The sequence below is a fragment of the Pseudomonas sp. B21-023 genome (assembly GCF_024749165.1).
Lineage (GTDB): Bacteria > Pseudomonadota > Gammaproteobacteria > Pseudomonadales > Pseudomonadaceae > Aquipseudomonas.
Genome location: NZ_CP087190.1, coordinates 3,564,873 through 3,579,518, shown reverse-complemented (window position 1 = coordinate 3,579,518; position 14,646 = coordinate 3,564,873). Strand labels below are relative to the sequence as shown.

Annotated in this window: 8 protein-coding genes; all 8 read right to left on the bottom strand. The window is 70.3% G+C overall.

The genetic code is table 11. The features are described from left to right. Positions 1 to 100: 100 nt before the first annotated feature. From LOY42_RS15900 to LOY42_RS15865, 8 genes are read right to left on the bottom strand one after another with little or no spacing between them, the layout of a single operon-like run. Positions 101 to 1,639, bottom strand: coding sequence for a hypothetical protein (locus LOY42_RS15900; protein WP_139671587.1), 1,539 nt, complete (start codon positions 1,637 to 1,639; stop codon positions 101 to 103). Next, entirely contained in the window at positions 1,626 to 2,210 is a 585-nt protein-coding gene (locus LOY42_RS15895; protein ID WP_258598317.1) for an SRPBCC family protein, read from the bottom strand. The genes LOY42_RS15900 and LOY42_RS15895 overlap by 14 nt, the downstream gene beginning before the upstream one ends. After that, positions 2,207 to 2,824 (bottom strand): hypothetical protein, encoded by a 618-nt coding sequence (locus tag LOY42_RS15890; protein WP_258598315.1) that lies wholly within the window; start codon positions 2,822 to 2,824, stop codon positions 2,207 to 2,209. Before LOY42_RS15890 ends, LOY42_RS15895 begins: the two co-directional genes overlap by 4 nt. Beyond that, positions 2,812 to 6,762, bottom strand: coding sequence for an amino acid adenylation domain-containing protein (locus LOY42_RS15885; RefSeq protein WP_258598313.1), 3,951 nt, complete (start codon positions 6,760 to 6,762; stop codon positions 2,812 to 2,814). The genes LOY42_RS15890 and LOY42_RS15885 overlap by 13 nt, the downstream gene beginning before the upstream one ends. Continuing rightward, positions 6,759 to 10,007: an amino acid adenylation domain-containing protein gene (locus LOY42_RS15880; protein WP_258598311.1), complete on the bottom strand. Its 3,249-nt coding sequence runs from the start codon at positions 10,005 to 10,007 to the stop codon at positions 6,759 to 6,761. Before LOY42_RS15880 ends, LOY42_RS15885 begins: the two co-directional genes overlap by 4 nt. A gap of 28 nt (positions 10,008 to 10,035) precedes the next feature. Next, complete coding sequence (sbnB, locus tag LOY42_RS15875) at positions 10,036 to 11,058, bottom strand: 2,3-diaminopropionate biosynthesis protein SbnB (RefSeq protein ID WP_139671572.1); 1,023 nt, start codon at positions 11,056 to 11,058, stop codon at positions 10,036 to 10,038. A gap of 17 nt (positions 11,059 to 11,075) precedes the next feature. Then, a complete protein-coding gene (sbnA, locus tag LOY42_RS15870; RefSeq protein WP_139671569.1) occupies positions 11,076 to 12,056 on the bottom strand; it encodes a 2,3-diaminopropionate biosynthesis protein SbnA in 981 nt (326 codons plus the stop codon). Between the two features lie 19 nt (positions 12,057 to 12,075). Continuing rightward, positions 12,076 to 14,646, bottom strand: a complete 2,571-nt coding sequence (locus LOY42_RS15865; RefSeq protein ID WP_258598307.1) for a type I polyketide synthase — start codon at positions 14,644 to 14,646, stop codon at positions 12,076 to 12,078.

Below are 14,646 nucleotides of genomic sequence, written 5' to 3'. Positions count from 1 at the left end.
AAGACAGGTCAATTTCTGAAGTTTCCTGTAAAACGCAAAGTTATTAAACAGCTAGTTTGGCTAACCTTCGCCCCGGCAAGGCCGGGGCGAAGAGGCTGATTCACGCCACCCAGCTGCCATTGACAAAACCGCGGTAGTCGGCCGGCACGAACCACAGGAACAGAATGCCCAGCCGGCCTTGTTCGAGCTTGTCGCGCCAGTGGGGCATCTGCGGGTCGATGAGGTGACCGTCGCCGGGCAGCAAGCGTGCCTGGTGAACCTGGCGCGGGGTTTCCACGCAGATCGGCCAAGCCAGCTGGCGGTCATGCTCCGGCCGGGCTTCGATGGGCAGCGACATCACCCAGGCGAATGCCTGCACATCGTCCTGGTGGCGGGGCAGGGTGGCACCATCCTGGTAGATGGTCAGCGCGTTGTGGCCTGGCTTGACGGGCTCGGGCAGGACCTGGTTGAGCAAGGCGCAGACCATGCCGTGCAGGTAGAAGGTAAACGCGTCGCGGTGGCACCAGAAGCGTTGCTCGGTCTTGCCGTTGACCCGGTCCAGCAGCAGGAAGCGCCCCTCCATCATGAAGCGCAGGTAGCGGCGGGCAATCGCCAGCTCCAGGGGCGGCAGCACCTGTTCGAAGGTCACGCAGCCGTCCTCTGCCATGCGTGCGCTCAAGGTCTGCAGGTGCCTTCGCCAGGCTTCGCGGCGCGTGTCCAGGCTGGCCGGCTCGTGCAGGATGCCGGCTTGCAGGAACAGCGCGCGGGTGGCCGGGTCGAGCGTTGCCGGCGTCAAGCGCCCCTCGCGCAGCGCGGCCAGGGCCTGCTGCTGTTGCGCGGTCAGCCAGCGCATGGCGACGATGCCCTTGACCGGGTCCTCGAGCCACAGGGTCGGCGCGCAGGACTGCGCCCAGTCGGGGTCGACCACCTGGCGGCGCAGGGCCTCAGGTACCTGCTCGAAGCGCTCGTAGAGGCCTGGCACCAGCGCCAGGCCAGGGCCGTCGAGGCCGCCGTTGTGCAGCGTCGGGCGATAGTAGGCCGGCAGTTCGTCGAACAGCGCCGGGTCGAGCTGGCAGCGCTCGGCAAGGAAACGCTCGCGCCGCGGCAGGCGCTCGACCGCGGTGACCAGGCCGTGCTTGTCCAGCCGCCGCCTTACCCGGCCTGGCAACGCGCGGTAGCCGGGCTCGTCCAGGCCGTTGGCGGCGATGCGCAAGGCGTGTTCGGCATAGCCCGGCGACCAGGCGGGCAGGATCACCCGCTCTTCGAGGAATTGCCCGGGGCGCTGGGTGTAGAACGCCATGAACACCAGCGAGGTGACATGATAGTCGCGCCCGCGAAACGGCACGCGGCGCAGGCGCCCGCTGTCGAGCACGCGCCACAGGCGCCGGGCCTGGCCACGCCAGCCGAGGCGGTCGAGCGGGGCGAGGAAGCCGTAGTCGATCAGTTGTTCGAACAGGTGCTCCGGATAGTCTCGCACCGCGTCGCCGTCGACCTGGCCGCGGGCCAGGCGCACCAGCAACTCGCACATGCGCGGCTGCTCGAGCACGGCGAACGACACGTAGCGCGAGCGGGTGGCGTGGGTGCTGTAGTTGCGAAACCCGACGATGACCTTGCACAGGTCGTTGACCGCCCACCGCGGGTGGATCTCAATGGCTTGCATGGTGGTTCCTCCTTTTCAGGCCGGCCGCTTCAGCCAGCAGACGCGCGCCTCCCAGCGCATGACGAATCAGGTGTACCCGCCACTTCCAACGGCGGTGCCGGCGCACGCCGTCGCACAAGTGGCCTTCAGCGCCATCGAGCAGGTCGCCGATCAGCGCGTCGTGCACCCAGCGCACCAGCAGGTGCCACATCAGCCAGTGGTACGGGCTAAGGCGCAGGCAGGTGAAATGGCTCAGGCAGGTGCGTCCGTCCTCCAGGGCCTGGATGCGAAAGCCATGCACGCCCCGGTAGCCTTGCGGGGTGATGAAGCGGAACAGCGCCTCCTGGCCCGGCACGTAGCGTTCCAGGCGATAGCGGGTCGCGCCGTGGCCGCCGATGCAGCCTTCGCCCATGGGCCCCTCGCAGCGGTCTCGCGGCCAAGTGGCGTGCGGCCACAAGGGGGAGTCTGCGGCGTCGAAGCCGGCCAGCAGCGCGCCGACCACCGCCGGGTCGCTGCGCAGCGGGCGCTGGTGCAGGCTGACCACATTGGCTCGCTCAAGCCGTGCCAGGGCCTTGAACTCGGCGGGCGTCATCGCGCCGCACCGTCGCGCAGCAGGCGCTCGGCCTGGCGCCGCACTTCGCTTTCACCCACCAGTTGCGTGGCTTGCTCCAGCACTTGTCGCCAGCCTTGGCCGCCGCCGCCCTGGGCCAGGCGCCGGGGCAACTGCTCCAGCCACTGCAAGGCCAGGCAGCGCAGCTCGCGGGCGATGATGGCGAAGGCAATGAAGCCGCCCTGGACCCGGTCGGCGCGTCGGGCGTCGGTGGCCACCGCGCGAATCGAGGTGCGCTGGGCCTCCTTGCGCACCTGCAGGCGCACCGGGCAGCGAACCGCATGCCCGGCGACCGTCACCTCGTAGTCGCCGTCGGCGACATGGCCGCCACCGCTGTGCGCCGCGCCGGGCAGCCAGTACACGGCAACCTGGCGCGGGTTGAAGAAGGCGATCTCGCGGCCGCGGTACTGGGCGAAATCGGCGCAGCTGAACTGGGTCAGCAGGAAACCGCGCTGGCTCGGGTGCGGGGTGACCGTGGGCAGGGCGCCAGGGTCGCAGCGGTACATGCGTTCGAACAGCAGGTACAACGGGTCGGCACGCCAGCTCAGCCAGCGGTAGCGCACCTGGCGCAGGTGGTGTCGGGTCATTTCGAACATGTCGGCTCCTGGTCCTTCAGCAACTGTTCCAGATGGCGGATGGTGGGTTGGCGGTAGAACGCCTGCAGGCGCACTTTGTGGCCATGAGCCTGCTCGACCGCGGCGAGCATCTCGATGACTTTCAACGACTGGCCGCCGAGCGCGAAGAAGTCATGGTCGATACCGAAGCCGTCGCTGCCCAGCAGGCGCTGCCACAGCGCCTGCAACCGCTGCTGCAACGGGGTGCTCGCCTGGCTCGCCGGGGCGTCGTGAGGCACTGCCTGGCTGTGCAGGCGGCGCAGGTCGGGCTTGCCGTTCTCGGTCAGGGGCATCTGGCCGATGATCAGCAGTTCATCGGGCAGCATGTAGGCGGGCAGGCACTCGGCCAGGTACTGGCGCAGCGCCGCCGGGTCGCATGGCGGGGCGGGCGGGGTCGGTTCGCGCAGGCCGCTGTGGCCGACCCAGATCGAGGGGTCGTGGTAGTAGGCGCGGTCATTGGCCAGGTCAACCTGCACCGGCTGCAACGCCTCGTCGACCTGGTACGGGCCGGCGTGCTCGAAGCGCGCGCCGGTCCATTCCCGCCACTGCGCCAGGCTGCCCTCGATACGCTGCGACTCCAGCGCCACCCCCAGTTCCCGGGCACCCAGGCGCAGGTGCACGCGCAGCCAGAAGTCCAGGGGTTCGCCCTGCTCGTCGCGGCTGTCCGCCCATTGCTGCACGGGCATGCCCACGGGCATCCCCACCGGGCGTACCGGGCCAAGGAAGTGCTCCAGCCCATGGCGTCTGGCCAGGGCCCGGAAACCTTTGGCCAGGGTGCTGGCCAGGCCCTGGCCCTGGCAATGTTCGGCGACGATGCCGGCCAGCCCGACCACGGTGTTCGGCGTGATGCCCGCTTGGTGCTGTTGCAGCGCCAACTGCAGGGCTGCGTCCCAACCGGCGGGCACGGTCTGTGGTTGGCCGTCCCAGTACAGCGGCACGCCGTTGGCCACGCAGGCAACCTGGTCGGCGGCGTCGACCAAGCAGAACTGGTAGTGAGGGAACAGGCTGTACAACGATTGCCAATGCCGCGTCAGCACCTGGCTGCCAGCGAAGTAGCGCGGCCAGGTGCCCTGGTGGATGAGGTTCATGTGTACCCGCAGTTCCGGACGCTGGGCCACGCTGAACTGGCGCAGTACCTGGCCGCGGGCTTCGATGCGCGCCACCTGGCGCTCGCGCAGCTCGACGAAGGCGCGCAGCCGGCCGCCGTCGTCTTCCTGCCAGGTGACGGCGGCGCGGGCTACATCCGGGTGGCTGGCCAGCGCCGACTCGATATCGCCCAGCTCGACGCGGTTGCCGCGCACCTTGACCTGGTGGTCGAGGCGGCCGATGTAGTGCACCTGGCCCTCGGCGTCGAAGCGCGCCAGGTCGCCGGTGCGGTACAGCCGCAGTGGCGCCTCGCCCGGCAGCAAGGCCTTGCTGAAGAAGGCCTGGCGGGTCTGCTCCGGCGCCTGCCAGTAGCCTGGGCTGAGGCTTGCGGAGGCCAGGCACAACTGGCCGGGAACGCCGATCGGCAGGGGCTGGTCGTGGCGGTCGAGAATGAACGCCTGCACATGCGGCAGTGGCCGGCCGATGGGCACCCGTTCGCCGACGCAGGGCTGCGCGCAATCGTGCCACAAGGCATCGACCGTGGCCTCTGTGGGGCCGTAGTGGTTGGCCAGGCGGCAGTCGAACGTGGCCAGGGCGCGCTCGGCCAGCGACCGGTGCAGGGCCGCCGCGCCACAGATGATCAGGCGCAGGGCCGGCAGGCGGCGCCCCCCGCGCCGCGCGGCCTCGACCAGCGCCTCGAGCATGGCCGGCACGGTCTGCAGCACGGCGATACGTTGCGCCTCCAATACCTGCAGCAGGTGCTCGGCGGTGCGCGCCAGCCCCGGCGGCCAGGGCACCACCTCGGCGCCCGCGCACAGCGGCCAGAGCATGTCCAGCAGCGATGCGTCGAAGGTTGTCGCGGTCCAGAACAGCATGCGTTCGCCAGGTTGCAGCGCATGCCTGGCCTGGGTCGCCTCGATCAGCGCCAGCAACCCGGCATGGTGCACGGGGATGCCCTTGGGCTGGCCGGTGGTGCCGGAGGTGAACAGCAAGTACGCCAGTTGCCCGGCGCTGGCTTGGCTGGCCAGGCGGGGCTGGCCCGCAGGCTGTTGCGCAAGGCGCTCGATGAACAGGGTCGGTACGCCCAGGGCGTGGGCCTGTTCGTCCTGGGCCTCGCGGCTGACCAGGATGGCCAGCCCGGCCTGGTCGGCCACCGCGCGCAGGCGGGTCAGTGGCCAGTCCGGGTGCAGCGGCACGTACAGCGCTCCGAGCCTGAGCACCGCCAGTAGGGCAATGACCGCTTCGGCACCTCCATCGAGCAGCACGCCTACCGCCTGGCCGGCGCCAACGCCGCTGGCGACCAGCGCGCGCGCCAGGCGGTCGACCTCGCCGGCCACGGCCGCCTGGTCAAGGCTGCCGTGGACGCTGGCCAGGGCCGCGGCGGTGGGTGCCTGGCGGCAGCGGGCCTCGATCAGCTCGAGCACGGTGCCGGGCACAGGGGTGCCGGCCCGCGTCGGCGGGTTGAAGCCCCGCAGCACCTGCCGCGCGGCCTCGGCGGACAGCAACGGGTAGCTCGCCAAGGGTTGGTGCGGGTCGTCGATCGTCGCCTGGAACAAGGTCTGCAAGCTGTCGAGCAAACGCTCGATGGTGTCGGCGTCGAACAGGTCGCTGTTGTAGGTGCAGAAGAACTTCACGTCGCTGCCCACCGGATCAAGGCCGATGGCCAGGTCGAAGCGGGCGCCGTGGTTCTCGGCGGCGAACACCTCCTTCGGATAGAGCTGGCCCTGGCCGAGGTCGACACTGACGAAATCCGACTTGTCGTTCTGCACCCCGGCCATCACCGAGAACAGCTTGGGTCGTGACAGGTCCTTGTGGTGGTCGAGGGCCTCGATCACGTTGACGCAGGGGTAGCGGTAGTGCTCGAACGCTTCCATCACCGTGCCGCCGACCTGCTCCAGCAAGGTGGCGAAGGTCATGTCGGGGGCGATCCGGGTGCGGATCGGCATGGGCACGGCATAGCAGCCCAGGCTGTCCTGGTCCTGGGGCGAGCGTCCGGCGATCGGGCAGCCGAGCACCAGGTCGTCCTGGCCGCAGACCCGGTGCAGGTACAGGTTCAGCACGCTGAGCAGGAACATGAACGGGGTGCTGTTGCGGCTGGCGCAGAAACGCCCCAGATCGCGCGCCAGGCCGCGCGGCAGCCAGGTCTTGGCAGTGTTGCCGTTGTAGGTCTGGACCACCGGCCGCGGCCTGTCTGTGGGCAGTTCCAGCGGTGCTGGCAGGTCGGCGAACTGGCGCAGCCAGTACTGCCGATGCACCTCCAGTTCGCCGCTGCGCAGCGCGTCGTTGCAGCGTCTGGCGTAGTCGAGGAAGCTGCCGCGCAGTGGCGGCAGCTGTGCCTGCCGGCCCTGGCAGGCGGCGCCGTAGAGCGTGGCGAACTCACGGATCAGGTTCAGTGTGCTGGTTTCGTCCCAGATGATGTGGTGCACGGTGAAGATCAGCTGGAACTCATCGCCCGGGTACGCCACCAGGTGCAGGCGGTAGAGCACCTCGCTGGCAAAGTCGAACGGGGCCAGGGCGTATGCCCGGGCCAGTTGCTGCTGTTCGGCCAGCACCTGTTCCGGGGCCAGGGTGGTGCGTTCGATGAACAGCTGTGCCGGGTCGAGTACCTGCGGCTCGCCCAGGAACTGGCAGGGGCGGCCATCGGCGTAGCCCAGGCGCAGGCGGAACACGTCGTGACGGTCGAGCAACTGCTGCCAGGCGGCGAGAAACGCTGCGCGGTCGACCCGGTCGAGGAAAAAGTGGTTGAAGCTGACGTTGTAGACCGCGCTTTCCGGCGCCAGCTGGTAGGCGAACCACTCGGGGATCTGGCTCGGGGCCAGGGCTTGCGGGGTCATGCGGTTTCCTCCAGCGCCTGGGCGCAGTAGTCATGCAGTTCGGCGATGCTTGGGTGGTTGAACAGGTGGCGCACCTCCAGCCCCTGGCCGAGTACTTCGCGGCAGCGGCTGGTCAGCTCGACAGCCAGCAGCGAATGGCCGCCGAGCAGGAAGAAGCTGTCATCGATACCGACCCGCTCGAGGCCAAGCATCTCGGCCCAGATTGCCGCCAGGCGCGCCTCGCGCTGATCGCGCGGGGCGCGGTAGGGCACCTCGCCGGACGGGGCGAAGCTGGCCAGCGGTGGCAGCGCGGCGCGGTCGATCTTGCCGTTGGGCAGCAGGGCGAAGGCATCCAGCAGGCAGATCGCGGCAGGTACCATGTAGTCGGGCAGGTGCTGCCGACAGAAGGCACGCAGACTCTGGGCCGAAGGCGCCGGGCGCTGTGGGGCGATCACGTAGGCGACCAGTTGCTGCTGGGCGTTGCTGTCGCTGGCGCCCATGACCAGGCTCTGCTCGACCGCTGGATGGCGGCGCAGCACCGCCTCCACCTCGCCGGTCTCGATGCGGCAGCCGCGGATCTTTAGCTGGAAGTCGCAACGGCCGAGCATGTGCAGCTGGCCGGTGGCGTCCCAGCGGCCAAGGTCGCCGGTCTTGTACAGGCGCCCGCCTGGCTGGCTGGAGAACGGGTCGTCGATGAAGCGCTCGGCGCTGCGCCCTGGGTCGCCGAAGTAGCCCTGGCCGACGCACAGCCCACCGATGTGGATCTCGCCGGTGACCCCGGCCGGTACCCGCCGCAGGTTGGCGTCGAGCACGTACAGGCGGGCGTTGCCGATGGGGCGGCCGATCGGCTGGTACGGCTGGGTGGCGGCAGGCGCGGCGTACAGGCACAGGTGGGTGACGTCGTCGGAGCACTCGCTGGGGCCGTAGGCGTTCATCAGCGCGGTGCCCGGGCAATGCTCGAACCAGCGCCGCGCCAGGGCGGTGGCCAGCGGCTCGCCGTTGCTGATCATCCAGCGCAGCCGGGGCAGTGCTCGGGGTTGGCGCTGGTGTTCATCGAGCAGCAGCTCCAGGTGCGAAGGCACCGTCTCGACCACGCTGACCTGGCAGTGCTCCAGCTGGTCCCACAGCGCCTGCGGCTCCCACGCCTGCAGGCCGGTGAGCACGCGGGTGCGCGCCCCGGGCAGGAGCGCGACGAGAAACTGCCACACTGCCACGTCGAAGGTCTGCACGGCGATCTGTGCCACGCAGTCGTCGCCGCGCAACTGCAGGTCGTGGGCCTTGGCCAACAGGTGATTGACCATGCCCAGGTGGCTGACCATGGCTGCCTTGGGCTCCCCGGTGGAACCGGAGGTGAAGATCATGTAGGCGGTGTCGCCCAGCTCGCTGGCCGGTGCGTGGGGCCACTCGGCGGGGTGGCGCTCGAGGCTGGTCGGCTCCAGGCACAGGGTCGGGCAGGGCGCCTGCAGGTGTTCCAGCGCCGGCGCACAGGCCGGGTCGCAGAGGATCAGCGCTGGTGCGCTGCGTTGCAGCATGCGCCCGTTGCGTACGGCGCCCTGGTCCGGGTCGAAGGGCACGAACGGCGTCCCCAGCTTGAACAGCGCGAGCATGGCCGCCAGGTAGTGGCAGCCGCGGGACATGAACAGCGCCACTCGCTCGCCCCTGGCCACGCCTTGCTGGCGAACGGCGTGGGCGATGCGGTTGGCCAGACGGTCCAGCTCCAGGTAACTCAGGCTCAGGTCGTGGTGCTCGATGGCGATGGCCTCGGGCTGGACGGCCACCCAGTCGGCCAGCCAGGTGAGCAGGTGACGGTCGGGCAAGGGGTCATGGCCGGCACTGCCCCAGCGGCGCAGGCAGGTCTTTTCGTCGTCGTCGAGCATCTCCAGATCGGCCAGGCGCGCCTTTGGGGTGGCGATGGCCGAGACCAGCAGGGTACGCAGGTGACCGATCATGCGCTGGGCGAAGGCATCGTCGAACAGCGCCGCGTTGTACTCGATCTGGCCGGTGATCGCGCCGGGGCTGTCTTCCAGCGCCAGGGTCAGGTCGAACTTGGTGAAACCACTGGCGCGCGGCAACGGCTCGACGCTGGCGCTGCCGAGGGCAAAGCGCCGGGCCAGGGCCTGCTGCAGCACGAACTCGACCTGGAACAGCGGCGCGTGGCTGTTGCTGCGTGGCGGTTGCACGGCCTCCACCACACGGTCGAACGGCACGTCCTGGTGGGCATAGGCGGCCAGCGCCTGCTGCTTGACCTGCTGCAAGAAGGCGTCGAAGGCCAGTTCGGCGCGTGGCTGGTTGCGCATCACCAGGGTGTTGACGAAGAACCCCACCAGCGCCTCGGTCTCCTGTGGGAAGCGGTTGGCCACCGGCGAGCCGACGAGGATGTCCTCGCTGGCGCTGTAGCGTGACAGCAGGATGTTGAACACTGCCAGCAACAGCATGTAGGGCGTCACCCCCTGGGCCCGGGCGAACTGGCGCAGTTGCGTGCTCAGCTCGGCAGGCAGCGCCAGGCGCAGGGTCTTGCCGGTGTAGCACTGCTGCGCCGGGCGCGGATGGTCCAGAGGCAGGGCCAGCAGCGCCGGGGCGTCGGCCAGCCGCTCGCGCCAGAACGCCAGCTGGCGCTCGACCCGGCTGCCGTCCAGCCACTCGCGCTGCCAGTGGGCGTAGTCGGCGTACTGCACCGCCAGCGCTGGCAGCGATGCCGGCAGGCCCTGGCTCAGGGACTCGTAGGCCTGGCCGATCTCGCGCAGCATCACCCCAACCGACCAGCCGTCGCAGGCGATGTGGTGCACGGTCAGCGACAGCAGGTGATGGCGGCTGTCCAGGCGCAACAGGTGGGTGCGCAGCAGCGGCGCCCGGTCCAGCTCGATCGGCGCATCGGCCTCGCCGCGCAGCCAGTCCAGGGCCTGCTGCTCATCGGCCATCTCGAGGATCGGCAGTTCCAGGCGCGGCAGCGGTTCGCAGCGTGCCTGCGGCTGGCCGTCGCGGTCCTCGATCAGCGTGCGCAGCACGGCGTGACGCTGCACGTGCAGCTCGATCGCCTGGCGCAGCGCCTCGACGTCGATGGCGCCGCGCACGCGCAAGGCGCAGGGCATGTTGTACAGGCCGCCGACCTGCTCCAGGCGCTGGTGCAGCCAGAGCCGTTGCTGGGCGGCCGACAGGCACGGCGGCGCTGCGCTGGCCTGCAGCCCGCCCTGGCCGCGTCGGCGCCGTTGCGCCAGGCTTTGCGCTGGCTGGGCGTGGTGGTGTGGATCCTGCTCTGATGGGTTCATCGTCACATCCCTTTGCTGGTGGTGGCGCTCATGCCTGGTCGGCCTGGTAGGGCCGGGGGAAGAAGTCCGTCACCCGCAGGTGCGGTTGTGCCGCGCAGTCGTGGTGAATGGCCCTGGCCACGGCGAGATCGAGCACGCCCATGCCGAAGGGCGAGAAGATCCGCGGCCGGGTCGGGTCCGGAGTGACCTGTCCGCGCAGGGCCTGGCTGATGTCGCCGGCGATGAAGCGCTGGTGGCCGGCCTGTCGCCAGGCCAGTTCCAGGGAGGTGGCGGCCTTGAGGCAGTGGCCGACGTCGTCGGCAAGGTTCTGCGCCGCCAGCATCACCCCAGGGGCCAGGTCGCGCAGCGACAGGTGCAGCACGGTGGGGGCGTGGTCGAACCAGGCGGTCTGGTCGATGCCCGGGCGCACTGCCGAGGTGGCGAACAGCAGCAAGTCGCTGTCACGCACGCACCGCTCCAGCGGCTGCACCTGGGCATCCAGGCCCAGCGCCTGGCAGTGCCGGCGCAGGCGCTCGGCACGCGCAGGGTCCAGATCGCACAGGTTGACCTGCTCCAGCGCCCAGCCCGACTGCAGCAGCAGGCGCAGCGTGCGCCAGGCGATCGGCCCGCAGCCGACCACGCCGAAGGCCGCGCTGCGCCCTGGCGTAGGGTGCAGGCAGCGCGCGCCGAGCACTGCCGAGGCCGCGGTGCGCGCGGCGCTGATAAGGCTGCCTTCGAGGCAGGCCAGCGGATAACCGGTGCGGCGGTCGTTGAGGATGATCAGCGCGGAGGCCCGGTCCAGACCGTGGCGGGTGTTTTCCGGAAAGCTGGCGATCCACTTCAAACCGGCGATCGGCTGCGCGTCGTCGAGCACCGCGGGCAAGGCGATGATGCGGTTGCGGTCGCTGTCGGCGAAACGCAGGAAGTAGCTGTCGGGGTTGCCGGCGCGGCCTTCGGCGGCGTCCAGGTATGCCTGCGCGACCAGTTCCAGCAGGCGGCCGGGATTGGCCTGCAGCCAGGCTTCGATGGGGGCGGCGCCAAGCAGCGACAAGGCGGGCGGGTGGTTGTCCATGGGGGTCTCCTGGTGGCTCAGGCGCATGATTCGGCGGCCGCGACGGGCTGGCCGGTGTGCAGATGGGGAAAGTGGCGGTACACCCACTCGGGGTTGTAGAGGGTGTCGACGTAGCGGTCGCCGAGGTCGGGGGCGATCGCCACCACGCAGGCGCCGGGGGCAATGTGCCGGGCGTGCCGGCGCACGCCGGCCAGCACCGTGCCGGAGGAGCCACCGAGCAGGATGCCGCGCCGGGCCAGGTCGTGGCACAGGGTCACGGCTTCTTCCTCGGGCACCATCAGCAGTTGGTGATGGCGGCAGTGATGGCGGATTTCCGGCGCCTGACTGGTGCCCAGGCCGGGGATGTGACGGGGGCCGGACGGTTGGCCGAAGGTCACCGAGCCGACACTGTCCACCGCGACCACCTGGGTGTGCGGCGAGTGCTCGCGCAGGTAGCGCGAAACCCCGGCCAGGGTGCCGGTGGTGCCGGCACCGACGAATACCAGGTCAGGTTGCGGAAACTGGCGCAGGATCGCCGGCCCGGTACTGAGCATGTGCGCCTCGACGTTGTTGATGTTGCCGTACTGGTTGGTCCAGACCAGGTTCGGGTCTTCGCCGAGCATGCGTTCGATCAGGCCGATGCGGCTGCCGAGGAAGCCGCCGTTGCGGTCGCGCTGCTCGACGATCACCAGGCGTGCGCCATAGGCGCGGATCAGCTTGGCGGTCTGCGGCGAGATGTTCGGGTCGCTGACGCAGATGAACGGATAGCCCTTGCTGGCGCAGACCATCGCCAGGGCCAGGCCGAGATTGCCCGAGGAGCTTTCCACCAGGGCCTTGCCAGGCCCCAGGCGGCCTTCGAGCTCGAGCCGCTCGACCATGCGCAGGGCCGGCTTGACCTTGATCGAGCCGCTGAGCGAGAAACCCTCGAGCTTGACGAATACCGGGGTGTGGGGCAGCACTTCGCGCAGTTCCAGGAACACATCGTCGAACACCAGGTCGGCGGGAGAGGAAATCACCATGTAAGCGTCCTTGCGAGGGTCAGTGGGAGGTGTCGGGCACCGCGGCCTCGCTGCGCAGCAGCAGGTTCACGGTGGCCTCCACGGTGGGGTGGTCGAACAGGTCCTCAAGGCTCAGCTCGATGCCGAAACGCTGGTGGATGCGCGCATTGAGCTGGGTCGCCAGCAGCGAATGGCCGCCGAGATCGAAGAAATCCTCGGTCACGCCGATCTGCTCGATGCCCAGCAGCTCCGACCAGAAACCGGCGATCTCCCGTTCCAGTTCGTTGCGCGGTAGCACTTCAGGCAACGCCGCAGCGTCGCCGGCGGGGCTGGCCGACGCTGGTGCGGCCAGGGCCTCGCGCGGCGCGTCGACCCAGTGCCGGCTGCGCTCGAACGGGTAGCCCGGCAGCACCACGCGCTGGCCCTGGCCATCGTGCATGGCGTCGAGATCGAGGGCGACGCCGCGGGCCCAGAGCTGCCCGGCCAGGTCGAGCAGTTGCTCGTGCAGGGTTGCCTGGGCGCTGTCCAGGCAGGCGGCGCAGGCTTGCGGCCAGGGCAGTGCCGCGGCGTCCACCAGGCAGTGCCCGGGCGCCTTGGCCAGGCGCGCCAGGCTGGCGCTGAACTGCGCGCTATCGCGCGGTTGGCGCCAGTAGTCGGCATCGAGCGGGCGCACGGGGCTCACCGGCTTGCCGTCCAGGCTCGACAGCCAGGTGCCGGTCTGCTCGCCGCCAGCGGCGCGTGGCGCGCTCACCTCGCTGGCCTGGCCGGCGAGCAGGCGCGCCGCGTCGCCCAGGCTCAGGCGCCCGGCCTGGCAGGCCATGGCCAGTTCGCCAAGGGCGTCGCACAGCACCAGGTGCGGGCGCAGGCCCCACGCGTGCCACAGCCCGGCCAGGGCGTGCAGGGCGGCGAAGCCACGCTGCGCCAGGCCGGCGTCGGGCCCGAAGGCGTCGGCGCTGACGGCGAGGGCGCAGGCCACCGGGCGGCAGTGCGCGGCCAGCGCCGCGACACCTTCGACCAAGCCTGGGCCGTCGCGCAGCACCAGTACCAGGTCGGCTGGCGGCGGCGCGGCCAGGCGCGCAGGGGTGCCTTCGCGCAGGCGTGCGAGCAGTTCGGCGCCGCTGCGCGCCAGCAGCGCCAGGCGATGTACCTGCTGGCTGCGTCGGTTGGCGGTGTGGCAGACATCCGCCAGCGCGGCTTCGGGGTTACGTTCCAGCCAGTCGGCCAGCTGCGCCTGTTTGCGCGCCACGGCGTCGGCCGACTTGGCCGACAGGGTCAGCAGCCGCGGGCCCGCGTCGGCCTGGCTGGCGGGGCGTGGCGGCGCCGCCTCCAGCAGCACGTGGGCGTTGGTGCCGCCGATGCCGAACGAGCTGACCGCCGCCCGCGCGATGCGATCGGCCGCCGGCCACGGGCGCAACCGGGCATTGACCTGCAGGCCGTGGAGGCTGGCCTTGTCGGTGAGCCGGGTGAAGTGCAGCGAGGCGGGAATCTGCCGTTGCTGCAGGCACAGCACGGCCTTGATCAGCCCGGCGGCGCCGGCGGCGGCGTTGAGGTGGCCGAGGTTGCTCTTGAGCGAACCCAGGTAGCAAGGCGCGTCCGTAGCGCGCGGCTGGCCACCGTACACCTCGTCGAGGGCGGTCAGCTCGATCGGGTCGCCGAGCGCGGTGCCGGTGCCATGGCACTCGATGTAGCCGACCTCGGCCGCCTGCAGGCCGGCCATGGCCAGCGCCCGGCGCAGCACCGCGACCTGCCCGTCGATGCTCGGGGCGGTATAGCCAACCTTGCGTGCCCCATCGTTGTTGATCGCCGAGCCGCGGATGACCGCCTCGATGCGGTCGTTGTCGCGCACCGCGTCCTCGTAGCGCTTGAGCAGCACCAGGGCGACGCCCTGGCCTGCCACCGTGCCGCGGGCCTGTTGGTCAAAGGGGCGGCAGTGGCCGTCCGGCGACAGGATGCTGTCAGGGCGATGCAGGTAGCCCTGCTGCTCGGCGGCCTGCACCGAGGCGCCACCGGCCAGGGCCATGTCGCATTCGTGCAGCAGCAGGCTGCGGCAGGCCTGGTGGATGGCCACCAGCGAGGTGGAGCAGGCGGTGGCGATGTCCAGCGCCGGGCCGCGCAGGTTGAGCTTGTAGGCGATCTGCGTGGCGTTGCCGCTATTGGCGTAGAGCAATTGCACCGGGTCGGTGCCGGCCATGGCCTGGGCGTTGGGCAGCAGGTTGTTGACGAAGTAGCTGCTGGCGTCGGCGCCGACGAACACGCCGGTCTCGCGGCCGTTGCGCTCGGGGGCCAGGCCGGCGCGCTCGAAGGCGTGCCAGGCGGTTTCCAGCAACAGGCGCTGCTGGGGGTCCATCAAGCTGGCGTCGCGCGGCGAGAAACCGAAGAAACCGGCGTCGAACAACTGGCGGCCCGGCAGCGGCACGCCGGCCCTGACGAAGTGCGGGTCGGCCAGGCGCTCGGCGGGCACGCCGCGTTCGCGCAACTGCTCGTCGCTGTACGACTCGATGGCTTCCTGGCCCTGGGCCAGGGCCTGCCAGAACTGTTCGGGGTGGTCGGCGAAGGGGAGGCGGCAAGCCATGCCGATGATGGCGACGGCATTATCCATGGACGGGTTCAT